This is a genomic window from Stomatobaculum longum, assembly GCA_000242235.1.
In the GTDB taxonomy this organism is placed as follows: domain Bacteria; phylum Bacillota; class Clostridia; order Lachnospirales; family Lachnospiraceae; genus Moryella; species Moryella longum.
Map to the genome: position 1 here is coordinate 268,115 of JH590862.1, position 14,373 is coordinate 282,487.

The window sequence follows — 14,373 nt, forward strand, 5'->3', positions numbered from 1 at the left end:
CCACGAATTGCGCCTTCACTCTAGCAGAATCACTGCTCTTCCAGTATCTTTGTCGCCGCCGCAGCGAGATCATCCGCGACAAGATCCGGCGTGACCGCATACTTTCCGTCCCGTCCGGCCTCTCCGGTCTTAACCAACACCGTCCTGACGCCGGCATTTTTTCCGCACTGTATATCACCGGTCGTATCGCCGACCAGATAGCAGGCCGAGAGATCCAGATGATAGCGCTCCGCCGCGCGGCGTAGCATACCGGTCTTCGGCTTCCGGCAGTCGCAGTCGATTTTCAGTTCCTTCACCTCGCCCGGGAAGCCGCTGTCCGGGTGATGCGGGCAGTAAAAGACATCATCCACAAAGGCGCCCTCGCGCCCGAGCAGGGTCTTCATCTTGTTGAATATGGTCTCGAGTTCCGCTTCGCTCGTCTCACCGCGCGCCACAACGGGTTGATTGCTCACAACAATCGCGAGGTACGCCGAGCTGTTCAGCTGCCTTAAGCCCTCGGCCGCACAGGGCAGGAGTTCCAGTTCTTCCGGCGTTCTCACAAAGCCGTTGTAGCGGTTGATGACGCCGTCCCGGTCGAGGAACACCGCGCGCTGCGGGAATTCCAGATTCCGCTTGGCCGGAAAGCCCGACCTCCACTCTTCCTCGGCGGCCCGAATGCGGTCCACCGTGCCGACATCCTTGACGTACTCCGGCGAGCGGTAGGCGTAAATCGCCTCGCCCGCGGCCGCCATGGGCGCAAGAATTTCCTTCTCAAAGTCCGTCTTTTTGACTTCGGGAACACGGCGCAGCATATCCCGCGACAGAATGTAAATGCCTGCATTCACGAGATTGTCCTGCCAGCCCGTCCGCACATTGTGCTTGGAATCGAAGCCCGTGACGCGGTTCTCACCGTCCGTCACAATGAGGTCCGAGTCGTAGGGATGGGCATTCGGGTGCGCAAAGAGCAGGCACTCTGCCCGCTTCTCGAGAAAAAAGCGCTCCATCCGCGCAAGATCGATGTCAAAGCGGATGTCGCCGAAGAGGAGCAAAAAATGCTCACTTTCGATTTTCGGCAGCAGCAGCGGAAATGCGCCCGCCGTGCCGAGCGGCGCTGTCTCTTCGACATAGTCGAGCTCCAGGCCGAGCGTACTGCCGTCCCCGAAGTGGGAGATAATTTTCTCTTTCAGATGTCCGACCACCAGGGTTACGCGCCGTATGCCGTAGCGCTTCAGCTGTTCGAGCTGCCATTCGAGCAGGGGCTTTCCGAGGAACGGGGCCATGGGCTTCGGAATTTCGTCTTTTGTGAGCGCCGCAAGGCGACTGCCCTTGCCGCCCGCCATGATTACTGCCTGCATCTTTGCTCCTCTCCGTTTTGTTTGCTGTTTTCTGGTCGATTATACCATAAAATGTCCTTTTTCCAGCGGAACATTCTATTTTTCATTTTCACGGCACACTGCTATACTAAGTCCGAAAACAGCAATTGTTGCTATTGTTGTTTCGTGTAAGGGGGTACTCATGAAGGGATTTATGAAAGAGTTCAAGGAGTTCGCGCTGAAGGGCAATGTCCTTGACATGGCGGTCGGTGTCATCATCGGCGGTGCGTTCAGCACCATCGTGAAATCTCTGGTCGACGACATCATCATGCCGTTACTCGGTATGATTCTCGGCAAGATCAACATCGCGACGCTCGCGCTGACCATCCCGAACCCGCTCGGCGGCGAGGCTGTCTCGCTTGCTTACGGCGCATTCTTACAGAATGTCCTGAACTTCTTCTTCATCGCGCTCGCAGTCTTCTGCATCGTGAAGGCGGCAAATGTGGTCAGCAAGAAGAAAGAGGAGAAGCCGGAGGAGCCGAAGCCGAGCAAGGAAGAGATTCTGCTCACCGAGATTCGCGACGCACTCCGCGAACAGCACTGACTTCCGCAAAAAAAGAACAGCCGGGCAAGCGCCCGGCTGTTCTTTTTTTGCATCTGTTTCGTAAGGCTGTGACTCAGCGCCCCTCTCGCAGTTCTTTGACTCTGTAGTAGAGCACCAGATGGACCGCCTGCGCAAAACTGCCGTCCTCAATGGCCCGCCGAAGTTCCGACTCACCGAGATGCAGATAGACCACACACTCGGTCGCATCGAGTTCCTGCGCGGTGACGGTCTCGCAGTCCTCTGCGAGAAAGCAGTGCGCGCGGCTTGTTCCCATGGTGGGATTCGCATAGAGACTGCCGAGGTCCGTCCAGCGCGCCGCGACCGAACCGGTCTCCTCGCGGAGCTCCCGCTTGGCGGCGTCGCGCGGCGTCTCGCCCGCCTCAATACCTCCCGCCGGAAACTCGGTCGTGACCTCATCGATGCCGACGCGAAACTGTCTCACACAGATATATTTTCCCTGCTTGTCAATGGCCGCAATCACGACAAAGTCGCGCCCTGTATAGTGATAGAACGGCGCTACCGTGTTGCCGTTCGGCATGCGGTAAGTTGCCTCCCGAAAGTCGACCCATCTGTCCTTCCGGATAATTTTGTCCTCCAGTTTTTCCCAACGAAGATTCTCGTCCATCGTTCTTCTCCTCTCTTCCGATTTGTCCGCTCAACGCCGGCGCCGGCTCCGGTGACTCGGCGTCCGCGCTTCCACTTCACGGCTTTCCGCCCGCTGCCGCTTCCTAAGCACGAGCTGCAACCCTTCGCCCGCATTCAGTATCCACTGCAAAAGATAATTCAGTCCGTAGCAGATGAAAAGCAGAACCGTCGGATGCATGCGCTGCGGGAAAAAGAGCCCGAGCAGGCAGTAAACATAGCTGCAGACCGAGAACCAGACAAAGAACCAGACCGTTAAGCGGAGCGCCGGGAGCCGGATTGCAAACCAGATTGCCGCAATGCCGAGCAGTGTGCCCAGCAAAAGGAAGGGCAACAGTTTCAGCCAGGCACCGCTCTGCAGCGCCGCCCAGACATGGTTCAGCGGAATCGACAGTGTCTCGGCAAGCTCATCCCCCGCGATCGCGTCCTGCCCCTTGTCCGCCGCGCGGTTCAAAAGTTTCGAGAGTAACGGCAAAATCCAGATCTGAAAGAGTAGCTGATAGCCCGCGTTCAGATTCTTCTCATACTTTGTGCTCATCTTCACTTCGACCAGCGACAGCGCGCGCGACACAAGCAGTGACAAAAAATAAGAGAGTGCGAGCGCCTGTGCGACGCCGAGCTTTTTCAGCTGATAGAGGCTGCCTTGGTAACCGTAGATGCTGCTTCCGAAGAAGAGCTTCATCACATCGTGAAAGGAACCGATGCGCCCCGTGAGCCAGGTGATAATCCAGAACAGCACACAGATCAGGGCGAGTAACAGCGTCTGCTCCCGGCTCGCTTTGAGCGAAAGAAGCGGCTTCTTTTTCGGCCCCGCCTTTTTTGTGCTGCCGAACTTCCAGGCCTTCGTCAAAACCTGTAAAAGAACTGCGGAAAGCACTGCCGCGAGCAGTCCGAGTAGCAGCTGCAACCCGCCGCCGAGGAGTGCCGCATGTCCCGCGAGCCAGACTGCCGCGGAGAGCGCGCTTGCAAGCAATGCGGGGAAAAAGTTTCTCAGTCCCAAAACGCGCAGGCTCACGAAGAACGGATAAAGATACAGGAGCGCCGCCGCCACCTGCCACCCGAGCTGTCGGTCCCAGTTTGTTTTCATCCGGAACACGCCCGCAATCACATCTGCGAGCGAGTGCACGAGACTGTCCGTGAAATGCCCCGTCATGAACCACGCCGTCGTGAAGTGATTGTCAAGCAGCGTATACGGGCGAAGGCAGGCGAAGAGATACAATAAGAAACCGAGCAGCACGAAGCCCGCAAGCTGCAATGCCCGCGTCTCCCGCACCAGGGCTCCGAGTGCGAGCAGCATGGTAAAGAGCAGCTGAAAGAGCAAAATCAGCACAAAGAACAGCAGGAGCATCGCATCCAGCTCGCTCTCCGTTCGGAAACTGCGCGCCGCAACGGCTCGCGGCAACGAGAGCGGGCCGCCGGCCGCCCGCAAACTCCAATACAGCAGAAAGCATCCCAAAAAAAGAGCGGCAGCGCGGAAGCACTGCCGTTTAAGCTGCTCAGGCATGGTCTGCCTCGCCGCCCGTGCGGCTCACCGTATCCTCGCCCATAATACGGTCAAAGTCCTTTTTCTCCGACGAAAAACTCGACGTGCAGCCCGCACCGCAACTGCTACAGCTTCCGCAGCAACCGGTGCTGTGCTGATGACTGCCGTGTCTCAGAATAAAGCGGGTGATGAGAACGATTCCCAGGAGAATCGCAAGTGCCAACAGAGTGGTATATATATTTGTTCCGTCTGCCATAATACACCTCCTGCGCTTTCGCGCTTTTTCATTGTAGTCCTAATCCAAAATTTTGTCATTAAGGATTTCGTAACGTCTGGTCACATAATATTCAGAATAGTTTTCGACAAACTTCAAGCATTATCGCAGCACTTCTTCTATACTAAGTGCATAATAAATGAACAAAGCACGGGAACACTCCCCCGGTTTTGAAACCCCCACCCTAATGAAAAAAGCCTCCGGCCGGTAACGGAGGCTTTTTTCATGTCCTTTTTTGCCCGAAACCTTTTCTGCCAGGCAAACAGAAAGCGCGGTTTCTGCTTCATGCGCTTTCACGCTGTGCCGTACAGGCATGCAAGCGGCATCGACGGAACCCGTATTGATTCTTCCGCAACGCCCCGCACATACTACCGTTTTGCCATCGCGCCGTTTATTTCAGATACTTGTCCATGATATTGCAGAAGTCGAAGGTCGCAAAATAGTCCTTCGGCGTCTCGGCCCGGCGTATTAACTGCACGGAACCGTCCTCACGGAGCAGAAGTTCCGCGCTCCGAAGCTTGCCGTTATAGTTATAGCCCATCGAAAAACCGTGCGCGCCCGTGTCATGGATGTAGAGATAGTCTCCCATCTCGATTTCCGGCAGTTCTCTGCCGATTGCGAACTTGTCGTTGTTCTCGCAGAGAGAGCCCGTGACATCGTAGACATGGTCAAGCGGCGCATCCTCCTTGCCGAGCACGGTGATGTGGTGATAGGCCCCGTACATGGCCGGACGCATCAGATTCACGGCGCAGGCATCGACCCCGATATACTCCTTGTAGATGTGCTTCTCGTGAATTGCCTTCGTGACGAGCGCGCCGTAGGGTGCCAGCATAAAGCGCCCCATCTCCGCATAGATTGCGACATTGCCGAGCCCCGCAGGCGTCAGAATTTCCTCGTAGACCTTCCGCACCTCGCGGCCGATTGTTAGAATGTCGTTTGCCTGCTGCTCCGGGCGATAGGGCACGCCGACACCGCCCGAGAGGTTGATAAACGCAATCTCGGCGCCGGTCTCTTCTTTTAAGCGCACCGCCTCGCGGAACAGGACCCCTGCGAGCTTCGGATAATACTCGTTTGTCGTCGTATTGCTCGCAAGAAACGCGTGCAGACCGAAGCGCTTTACGCCCTTCGCCTTCAGAATGCGGAACGCCTCGGTAATCTGCGCCGGTGTCATGCCGTACTTCGAGTCGCCCGGGTTATCCATGATGCCGTTCGAGAGTTCGAACATGCCGCCCGGATTATAGCGGCAGCTCATAGTCTCCGGGAGCTGTCCGAGCTCTTCTTCCACACTCGATATGTGGGTGATGTCGTCCAGGTTGATGATGCCGCCGAACTTCGCCGCGAGCGCAAACTCGCCGGCCGGCGTATCATTCGAGGAGAACATAATCTGCTCGCCCGAAAACCCGCAGGCATCGCTCATCATGAGCTCGGTTTCCGAAGAGCAGTCCACGCCGCAGCCGTACTCCTGCAAAATCTTTAAAAGGAACGGATTCGGCGTCGCCTTGACCGCAAAATACTCGCGGAAGCCCTTGTTCCAGGAGAACGCCTCCGTGACGCGCGCCGCATTTTCCCGGATGCCGCGCTCATCGTAGATATGAAACGGCGTCGGGTATGTCTTTGCGATTTCTCGCGCCTGCTCCAGCGTCAAAAATGTCTTTTTCTTCGTCATACAATCTTACCTCACGATTCCAAATGCTCATGTGTGTAGAGATGGTCGCTGCAATACTCATGATCCCCCTTGCACTTCGAGCAATACCGAAACTCCAGCTCAGGGTTGGTGAGTTCTGTTCTGCCGCAGACAGTGCAGCAGTGCCGCGCCTTTTTCTCGGGTGCAGCTTCTTTCTTCCGCTTTGCGCTGTCCAGCGGAATAATCTTGGGGCCGCCCGCACTGCCCTGCCGCCGCTTCGTACCCCCGAATTTTCCGGCAAGGAGACGCTTCAGCGCGCCGGACCAGTGAAGATAGAGTCCCAAGTTCAGCAGCGAGAGCAAAATTGCAACCCGGCTGCCCGCAGTGCCCATAATGAAATAGTAGAGCTCAATTCCCACATAGAGCACCGCCAGATAAATCGCGCGGACAGGAAACAATCCCATGAAATAAATCTGAAGATTGGGGTAGGTGAGCGCAAACGCAAGGAAAAGCGACAAATTCAGCGCGGTCGGCGTAATCAGCACAAAGCTGTGCATCACAAAATAGACGACGAAGGCTGCCGTAATGTGAAACAGTATGCCGAGGAAGAGATAGAAGTTAAAGCGGAAGCGCCCCCAACTCTGCTCCAGCATGCCGCCGACCCAGTAGTAAAAGTAAAGCCCCATTGCGCCGTAAACCACCGTCTCTATGATATTTTCGCCGTAGCCCGGCGGGAATAAGAGCCAGGTAACCAGGCGCCAAACCTGCCCCCTCAAAATAGCGTTCGGGTTGAGCGCAAGATAAAGCATATAGGCCGTCGGATTGATGATCCAAAGCACCAAGCCTATGGCATAGATTACGGTAAAGATTCGCATCACATTCGGGATGGCAAAGCGCCCAAAGCGCTTCTCAAGGCGATCCAAGGTATTCATGTAAAATCCTCCTCCAGAATAGAACTATTATCCGGTAAGAAAGGGGCTTTGTCAAATTGCGTTATCGCTTGCTTGCAGAGCGACAGTCCGTCCGTTCGAACGTGCGTTCTTATTTCTTGTTTTTCCCTATGTGCTGTGCTAGAATGTGTCACTATATATGGTATAATTGTTGTGTATGCGCTGTCACGGCGCATGTGTCACATCATTGCAACTACTTTGAGGACAGTAAAGTATGGATAAGAAACAATACAGATTAGGCATCGACATCGGTTCCACGACCGTGAAGATTGCCATCTTAGACGAGAAGAACGAAGTGCTCTTCTCGGACTACCAGCGACACTTCGCGAACATTCAGGAGACCCTCGCGCGTCTTCTGGTCGAGGCGCGGGAAAAGCTCGGCGAGATTGATTTGGTGCCGATGATCACGGGATCGGGCGGTCTGACGCTCGCGACCCACTTACATGTGACCTTCGTGCAGGAGGTCGTCGCGGTCGCGACGGCTCTCAAGGCGATTGCGCCGAAGACGGATGTCGCAATCGAGCTCGGCGGCGAGGACGCAAAGATTATCTACTTCACCGGCGGCATTGACCAGCGCATGAACGGCATCTGCGCGGGCGGCACCGGGTCGTTCATCGATCAGATGGCTTCTCTGCTCCAGACGGACGCCTCGGGTCTCAACGACTACGCGAAGAACTACAAGGCCATTTACCCGATTGCGGCGCGCTGCGGCGTATTCGCGAAATCGGACATTCAGCCGCTCATCAACGAGGGCGCGACCCGCGAAGACCTCGCGGCTTCTATTTTCCAGGCGGTTGTGAACCAGACCATCTCCGGCCTTGCCTGCGGTAAGCCGATTCGCGGCCATGTCGCCTTTCTCGGCGGTCCGCTCCACTTCCTGCCGGAGTTAAAGAATGCGTTCATCCGCACCCTGAGGCTCACCGACGAGTACATCATCGATCCCGATAACTCCCACCTCTTTGCAGCCATCGGCTCGGCCATGAGCGCAGAGCAACAAGAGGGCGTCGAAATCACCGCGCTCATCACCCGCCTGCAGAAGGGTGTCTCGATGGATCACGAGGTGCAGCGCCTCGCACCGCTCTTCCGGAACGAGGAAGAATACCGCGAATTCGAAGCGCGCCACACCGGTCACTCGGTCAAGTCCGGCGACTTCGAGAGTTACGAAGGCAAGATTTTCCTCGGCATCGATGCAGGTTCCACAACCACCAAGATCGCCCTGATCGGCGAAGACGGGCAGCTGCTCTACAAGTTCTATTCGAGCAACGAGGGCTCGCCGCTCACCACCGCAATTCGCGCGGTCGAGGAAATTCAGAAACGCATGAATCCGAACGCGGAGATTGTCTACTCCTGCTCGACCGGCTACGGCGAGGCGCTCTTAAAAGCTGCCTTCCAGCTCGACGAGGGCGAGGTCGAGACCATCTCGCACTACTATGCCGCTGCCTTTTTCGAGCCCGACGTGGACTGTATTCTTGACATAGGCGGTCAAGATATGAAGTGCATCCGGATTAAGGATCACACCGTCGACTCCGTGCAGTTAAACGAGGCCTGCTCGGCGGGCTGCGGTTCCTTCATCGAGACCTTCGCAAAGTCGCTCGGCTACTCCGTGCAGGATTTTGCAAAAGAGGCGCTCTTTGCAAAGAATCCCGTGGACCTCGGTACCCGCTGTACGGTCTTCATGAACTCGAACGTGAAACAGGCGCAGAAGGAGGGCGCAACCGTCGCCGATATCTCGGCCGGTCTCGCTTACTCGGTCATCAAGAACGCGCTCTTTAAGGTCATCAAAATTGCCGATGCCTCGAGCCTCGGCAAGCACATTGTGGTGCAGGGCGGTACCTTCTACAATGACGCCGTGCTCCGCGCCTTTGAGCGCACCGCGGAGTGCGAGTGCGTGCGCCCCGACATCGCCGGCATCATGGGCGCCTTCGGCGCGGCATTAATCGCACGCGAGCGCTGGGAGCACCAGCCTACCACCATGCTGCCGCTCGACAAAATCATTGCGCTGCAGTATAAGACCGCCATGACCCGCTGTCAGGGTTGCAACAACAAGTGCGTGCTCACCGTGAACCAGTTCGGCGGCGGTCGCCGCTTCATCTCGGGCAACCGCTGCGAGCGCGGCCTCGGTCTGGACCGGAAGAAGAAGGAAGTTCCGAATCTCTTTGATTACAAGATGCACCGCCTCTTTGACATTGAGACACTCTCCGAGGATCAGGCACCCCGCGGCACGATCGGCATTCCCCGCGTTCTGAATCTCTACGAGAACTACCCGTTCTGGGCGGTCTTCTTCCGCGAGCTCGGCTTCCGCGTGGTACTCTCACCGGTCTCGACCCGGAAAATCTACGAGCTCGGCATCGAGTCGATTCCCTCGGAGTCGGAGTGCTACCCGGCGAAGATTACGCACGGCCATGTGAGCTGGCTCATCAAGAACGGCATAAAGACCATCTTCTATCCCTGCATTCCCTATGAGCGGGATGAGGAAAACGGCGCGGGCAATCACTACAACTGCCCGATTGTCACGAGCTATGCCGAGAACATCAAGAACAATGTCGAGGAGCTTGAGACCGAGCACGTCCGCTTCCTGAGCCCCTTCATGGCCTTTACGAACGAGAAGATTCTGACTGCGCAGCTCGAGAAAATCATGCAGCAGGAATTCGACATTCCGGCGGCCGAGACCCGCGCCGCGGCACATGCGGGCTGGGGCGAGCTCATTCAGGCAAAGAAAGATGTCGAGGCCGAGGGTGAGCGCGCCGTGCAGTGGTGCAAGGACAATAAAAAGCACGGCATTGTCCTCGCTGGCCGTCCCTATCACATTGACCCCGAAATTCACCACGGCATCCCGGATATGATTGCGGGCTTCGGACTCGCGGTTTTGACCGAGGACAGTGTCTCCCACCTCGGCAAGGTCGAGCGCCCGGTTGTGGTCTCCGACCAGTGGATGTACCACTCCCGCCTCTATGCGGCGGCGAGCTTTGTGAAGAACACGGACGAGCTGGATCTCGTGCAGTTGAACTCCTTCGGCTGCGGCCTTGACGCGGTCACGACCGACCAGGTCTCCGATATCCTGACCGGCTCCGACAAGATTTATACGGTACTGAAGATTGACGAGGTCAATAACCTCGGCGCGGCGCGCATCCGCATCCGCTCCCTGATTGCGGCGCTCCGCGTCCGCGACCGGAAGCACTACCAGAGAACCGTGAAGTCCGCGGCATATGACCGCGTCCTCTTCACGAAGCAGATGAAGAAGGACAACTACACGATACTCTGCCCGCAGATGTCGCCGATTCACTTCGACTTGCTCGCACCGGCGATTTCGGCCTTCGGCTACAATGTGGTGCTCCTCGACAACGACGACCGCCGCGCGGTCGATATGGGCCTAAAGTACGTGAATAACGACGCCTGCTTCCCCTCGCTCTGCACGATAGGTCAGGTCATGGATGCGCTGCTCTCCGGCAAGTACGACTTAAACCGCACCGCGATTTTCATGAGCCAGACCGGCGGCGGCTGCCGCGCTTCGAACTACATCGGCTTTATCCGCCGCGCCCTCGAGAAAGCGGGCATGGGCCACATTCCGGTCATCTCGGTCAATGTGGGCAACATGGAGCAGAACCCGGGCTTTAAGGTCACAATTCCGATGGCCATCAAGGCGATTCAGGCGACCGTCTACGGCGATGTCATGATGCGCTGCCTCTATGCGACCCGCCCCTACGAAAAGGTGCCGGGCAGTGCGGAGCAGCTCCACAAAAAGTGGCGCGCCATCTGCACCAAGGCGGTCTCCAAGCGGAATCCCGCAATGAACGAGTACCGCCGCATTGTCCGCGCGATTGTCAAGGACTTTGACGAACTGCCGCGCCGCCCGGTCAAGAAGCCGCGCGTCGGCGTGGTCGGCGAGATTCTGGTCAAGTTCTCGCCGCTCGCAAACAATCACATTGTGGACCTTCTGGAGCGCGAGGGCGCCGAAGCGGTTATGCCGGATCTCCTCGACTTCATGTACTACTCTTTCTATAATCTGAACTTCAAGGCCGAGAACCTCGGCTTCTCGAAGAAAGGCGCTTTCCTCTGCAACGTGGGCATTAAGCTCATGGACTGGTTCCGCGCGGATGCAAAGGTAGCCCTCCGGAAGAGCAAGCACTTCACCGAGCCCGGTGACATTCGCCACATGGCAGAGATGAGCTCCAAGTTTGTCTCGCTCGGCAACATGACGGGTGAGGGCTGGTTCCTGACCGGCGAGATGTTGGAGCTCATCGAGAGCGGCGTGAAGAATATCGTCTGCACCCAGCCCTTCGGCTGCCTCCCGAACCATGTGGTCGGCAAGGGCGTAATCAAGCAGCTCCGTGCCTCCTATCCGGATGCGAACATCATTGCGGTCGACTACGACCCGGGCGCGTCCGAAGTGAACCAGTTAAACCGCATCAAGCTCATGCTCGCCATGGCGCAGAAAAACCTGCAGGGCGGCTCCTGTGCGACGGGCGCCGAAAGCCACGAAGAGCACACTTCCTCCTGCGGCTGCGGTTGCGGCGGTCACAGCGACAATCACAGCGGCGGCTCCTGCGGCTGCTCACACTGCGGTTAATGTTCCCGCAGTGCACTTGCTACCATAACGCAAAAAACACCTCCGAAGCTCCCGCTTCGGAGGTGTTTTTTAATGCCGTGATACCTTTCCGCTCACTGAATGCCGCTGATTGTGACATTGCCCATTTCACTGCGGAGCAACAGGCGCTTGCCGCTGTTGCCGCGCTGCAGGAACTTGCTGTCCACGACCGCGCCCTGCGAGCGCACTGTCCCCTGCCCTGTCCGCGCAAAGAGAGTAAAATCTGCGAGCGGCTCTGCGAGCGTGACCGTCAGATTCGAGAGTTCGGCATCTGCCTTAAAGTCACTCGTGCTGAGCGCATCCGCGCGAAGTTCTCCCGCTGTCAGACTGAGAAGCGCGCGCTGCACATTCACCGTCTGCAGCGTCACATCGCCGAGCTCTGCGGAAATCATCAGGCTGTCCGCATTGACACCTGTGATTGTCAGATCTCCGGCGCCGAGCGTAAAGCTGAGTGTCCCCAGATTGGTGCCGCGCGGCACCGCAATGCGGAGCAGCTTGCCCGCCGTGCCGCTCTCCTTTACATAGAGCGTATCATTCTCGCGGTCTTCGGTCTGCAGCGCCGGTTCACCGTCGTAGTCAAAGTGAAAGTTGCCGTCAATGCTCTCCGCGAGTTCAACCGAGAGACTGTCGCCCTCGACCGTCAGATTCCGGAAACGGCGCGCCAAGGTCTGCGGCGTCTCGGCCGCCGTGCTCTCTGCAGCCGTCGTCTCGGCTACCGCTCCCTCAGCGCTGCTCTCTGCGGCTGCGAGCGTCTCGCCGTCGGCCGCGGTCTCGGCTGCGCTCTCTCCGCCCGCAGACTCTCCCGCCGCCAGCTGCTCTTCGCCGCTCTCTGCCTCTCCGGACGCTTCCGCCGTGCTCTCCTCTCCGCTCTCCGTCGCATTGCTCTCGCTTGCGCGACTCTCCGCCGTGCTGCTCTCCGCTGCCGTCGTGCTCTCTGCCCTGCTCTCCGGGCGCGAGAAGCGCTCCGCAAACGAGGAGCAGCCGGCCAAAAGCAGAAGGCTTCCGCCGAGCGCCGCGAGCAGCGCGCACATCCTTTTTTTCATCTGAAATCCTCCCAAAACGGTACCTAAATTGTAATCGCATTCAATTATCCAGTATGCCGAAAAAGAGGGCATATGTCAATTGACAGGAAGAGGTACCTATCCTATACTCCGTATATGAAAAGAAAATATCTCTCACCAAAAATTCGCAGTGCACATTTTGAGACAGAAAGCGAATCGAGTTTCATCGACCTTGTTCGCGATCTGTTCCCGACTCTCAGTCTGCTGGCTCTTAGCAAATTGTCCAAAAACAGCGTATCGGGCGACATCGTAACGCTCGCCTATGCAGTGTATACCCTGCGTTTATTATGGCAGAACCGTCACGCCGAACATCCGACGAGCGAAGTTACCTTACAGATAGGTCGTGACATCCGCAAAGTGTTCCGCTTCTGATATTCCGCTTGCCGAAGCTTAATCGAATAAAAAGACACAGCCGAGATGGTTGTGTCTTTTTGTGATGCCTTCTCCGGCAATTCCGCTGTCGCAAGCGCTCTATCTGTTCCCGATAAGTCAGGAACGGCTTGCTCCTTCTCTCGTCCTGCATGAGGCAGATTGTCTCCATATATCGGTTCGGTATATAAAAATGCCCCCCCGGGTCACTTCTTCGAGAGGTGTAGGGAGATCCTAACGGCGTTACGATAATCCGTTTATCGGCATATTTCAACGGCAATCACATTTTTCATGCAAAAAACACCCGCGGCATCTCTGCCGACGGGTGTTTCTGTTGTCGTATTCTTAGAGGGAAAGCACATCCGCAAACGCCTGGATTGCGGTCTGCGCCTGACCGAAGTCTCTCATCTGCTGGTCGATGCCCAGCTTGATGTGCGGGATACCCGCATCGTCCAGAGCCTTCTTGAGGTACGGATACTCCATCTCCTCCGGATCGCAGAACTGCTGCATGAAGAGCACCAGTCCCTGTGCGCCGCTCTTCTTCACGAGCTCTGCAACGAACTCGCCACGGCGGTTCTTTGCGGACTGCGGATCGTAGAGCAGAATATCGTGGTCGCGGTTTGCGAACTGCACGGCGAGATCTCTGATCGGGTCGTCGGTCTCCGGCGCATCGGTCTTGAAGAAACGGCTCTCGTGCGCGACATCGTCCGCTGCGATTGCAATGTGGTTGTCGTCGAAAATCTGCAGGAGCTTCGGGTTGTCGCAAATGATACCGCTCGTCACAACCTTGCTGCCCGTCCACTTCGCAGCCGGCAGCTTCTCAAGCTCTGCATTGAGTTCTTCGAGAAGCGGCGTATACTCGCTCTTTGCCATGAACCACGCGGACTTCAGCACCTGCATTCTCTTGACTGCCGTGATCACATCGCAGTGCTCGCTTGCGAGCTCCACAAAACGGCGCGCCGCACGGCGGTAACGGTTGTAGAGCTTGATGCTCGCCTGCAGTGCCTCCGGCGTAATTGCCTTCGAAGCAATCTTCTCAAGCTGGCGCTTGACCTCGTGGTACTGATCCATTGTGAACTGCAGACCCCACTCCGCAAAACGGTTCTGCGGATGTGCGAGGAAGATGGTCGGCATCTTGCCGCCCATTGCCACGCGGATGTTCTGGGACATCGGGCGCAGCGTATCGCAGATGGTCGGCGTAATCACGCCATCCAGCTCATCGAGGGTGCCGTTTAACAGCATCTCGAGACCCAACTGCGCAATCGTACAGTAGAATGTCGCACAGTACTCCTTTGCCATGCTGATGGTCTGGTCGTTTGCACCCCAGACACCCATCGGCACCATGCCTGCCGCATCGACAAGCTCTTCCGGCGCATAGTACGGAAGCACACCGATGACCTTCTTGCCCTCTGCCTTATACTTCTTCAGCTGCGCCTTCGGATGTGCGGAGACCGCTGCAAACTTGTCTAACAATGCCTCGATGCTCATG

The 14,373-nt window shown here is 57.0% G+C and carries 11 protein-coding genes; 3 read left to right on the forward strand and 8 right to left on the reverse strand.

Features of this window, described 5'->3' with window-relative positions; all coding sequences use genetic code 11:
- Positions 1–29: 29 nt before the first annotated feature.
- Positions 30–1,334, reverse strand: a complete 1,305-nt coding sequence (locus HMPREF9623_RS04190; RefSeq protein WP_009532650.1) for an HAD-IIIA family hydrolase — start codon at positions 1,332–1,334, stop codon at positions 30–32.
- Positions 1,335–1,494: 160 nt separating this feature from the next.
- Here HMPREF9623_RS04190 and mscL point away from each other — a divergent pair, with 160 nt between their 5' ends.
- Complete coding sequence (gene mscL / locus HMPREF9623_RS04195) at positions 1,495–1,896, forward strand: large-conductance mechanosensitive channel protein MscL (RefSeq protein WP_009532651.1); 402 nt, start codon at positions 1,495–1,497, stop codon at positions 1,894–1,896.
- A gap of 73 nt (positions 1,897–1,969) precedes the next feature.
- On the opposite strand, the gene HMPREF9623_RS04200 is transcribed toward mscL, so the two are convergent.
- The 5 genes from HMPREF9623_RS04200 to HMPREF9623_RS04225 all read right to left on the reverse strand — a co-directional run bounded on the left by HMPREF9623_RS04200 (position 1,970) and on the right by HMPREF9623_RS04225 (position 6,851).
- Positions 1,970–2,521: an NUDIX hydrolase gene (locus HMPREF9623_RS04200; RefSeq protein ID WP_009532652.1), complete on the reverse strand. Its 552-nt coding sequence runs from the start codon at positions 2,519–2,521 to the stop codon at positions 1,970–1,972.
- Positions 2,522–2,551: 30 nt separating this feature from the next.
- Entirely contained in the window at positions 2,552–4,042 is a 1,491-nt protein-coding gene (locus tag HMPREF9623_RS04205; protein WP_009532653.1) for a hypothetical protein, read from the reverse strand.
- Positions 4,035–4,277: a hypothetical protein gene (locus HMPREF9623_RS04210; protein WP_009532654.1), complete on the reverse strand. Its 243-nt coding sequence runs from the start codon at positions 4,275–4,277 to the stop codon at positions 4,035–4,037. Before HMPREF9623_RS04210 ends, HMPREF9623_RS04205 begins: the two co-directional genes overlap by 8 nt.
- 409 nt (positions 4,278–4,686) lie before the next feature.
- Entirely contained in the window at positions 4,687–5,961 is a 1,275-nt protein-coding gene (locus HMPREF9623_RS04220) for a diaminopimelate decarboxylase (RefSeq protein ID WP_009532656.1), read from the reverse strand.
- An 11-nt stretch (positions 5,962–5,972) separates the two neighbouring features.
- Positions 5,973–6,851 (reverse strand): hypothetical protein, encoded by an 879-nt coding sequence (locus tag HMPREF9623_RS04225; RefSeq protein ID WP_009532657.1) that lies wholly within the window; start codon positions 6,849–6,851, stop codon positions 5,973–5,975.
- Positions 6,852–7,083: 232 nt separating this feature from the next.
- On the opposite strand from HMPREF9623_RS04225, the gene HMPREF9623_RS04230 reads away from it, so the two are divergent.
- The gene (locus tag HMPREF9623_RS04230) at positions 7,084–11,436 is read left to right on the forward strand and encodes a 2-hydroxyacyl-CoA dehydratase (RefSeq protein ID WP_009532658.1); all 4,353 of its coding nucleotides are present in this window, start codon (positions 7,084–7,086) and stop codon (positions 11,434–11,436) included.
- Positions 11,437–11,528: 92 nt separating this feature from the next.
- Here the strand turns inward: HMPREF9623_RS04230 and HMPREF9623_RS04235 are convergent, their stop codons facing one another.
- Positions 11,529–12,497 (reverse strand): DUF4097 family beta strand repeat-containing protein, encoded by a 969-nt coding sequence (locus HMPREF9623_RS04235; RefSeq protein WP_009532659.1) that lies wholly within the window; start codon positions 12,495–12,497, stop codon positions 11,529–11,531.
- 72 nt (positions 12,498–12,569) lie between these two features.
- Here HMPREF9623_RS04235 and HMPREF9623_RS04240 point away from each other — a divergent pair, with 72 nt between their 5' ends.
- Positions 12,570–12,887, forward strand: coding sequence for a hypothetical protein (locus tag HMPREF9623_RS04240; RefSeq protein ID WP_040799512.1), 318 nt, complete (start codon positions 12,570–12,572; stop codon positions 12,885–12,887).
- Between the two features lie 342 nt (positions 12,888–13,229).
- On the opposite strand, the gene hgdB is transcribed toward HMPREF9623_RS04240, so the two are convergent.
- Positions 13,230–14,372 carry a (R)-2-hydroxyglutaryl-CoA dehydratase subunit beta gene (gene hgdB, locus HMPREF9623_RS04245; RefSeq protein WP_009532660.1) on the reverse strand — a complete coding sequence of 381 codons (1,143 nt, stop codon included), beginning with the start codon at positions 14,370–14,372 and terminating at the stop codon, positions 13,230–13,232.
- Position 14,373: the final 1 nt, after the last annotated feature.

Coding starts and splice junctions, on each gene's coding strand:
- HMPREF9623_RS04210 (WP_009532654.1), bottom strand. CDS start 4,277: ATGGCAGACGGAACAAATATATATACCACTCTGTTGGCACTTGCGATT.
- HMPREF9623_RS04200 (WP_009532652.1), bottom strand. CDS start 2,521: ATGGACGAGAATCTTCGTTGGGAAAAACTGGAGGACAAAATTATCCGG.
- HMPREF9623_RS04225 (WP_009532657.1), bottom strand. CDS start 6,851: ATGAATACCTTGGATCGCCTTGAGAAGCGCTTTGGGCGCTTTGCCATC.
- hgdB (WP_009532660.1), bottom strand. CDS start 14,372: ATGAGCATCGAGGCATTGTTAGACAAGTTTGCAGCGGTCTCCGCACAT.
- HMPREF9623_RS04190 (WP_009532650.1), bottom strand. CDS start 1,334: ATGCAGGCAGTAATCATGGCGGGCGGCAAGGGCAGTCGCCTTGCGGCG.
- HMPREF9623_RS04220 (WP_009532656.1), bottom strand. CDS start 5,961: ATGACGAAGAAAAAGACATTTTTGACGCTGGAGCAGGCGCGAGAAATC.
- HMPREF9623_RS04235 (WP_009532659.1), bottom strand. CDS start 12,497: ATGAAAAAAAGGATGTGCGCGCTGCTCGCGGCGCTCGGCGGAAGCCTT.
- mscL (WP_009532651.1), top strand. CDS start 1,495: ATGAAGGGATTTATGAAAGAGTTCAAGGAGTTCGCGCTGAAGGGCAAT.
- HMPREF9623_RS04230 (WP_009532658.1), top strand. CDS start 7,084: ATGGATAAGAAACAATACAGATTAGGCATCGACATCGGTTCCACGACC.
- HMPREF9623_RS04240 (WP_040799512.1), top strand. CDS start 12,570: ATGTCAATTGACAGGAAGAGGTACCTATCCTATACTCCGTATATGAAA.
- HMPREF9623_RS04205 (WP_009532653.1), bottom strand. CDS start 4,042: ATGCCTGAGCAGCTTAAACGGCAGTGCTTCCGCGCTGCCGCTCTTTTT.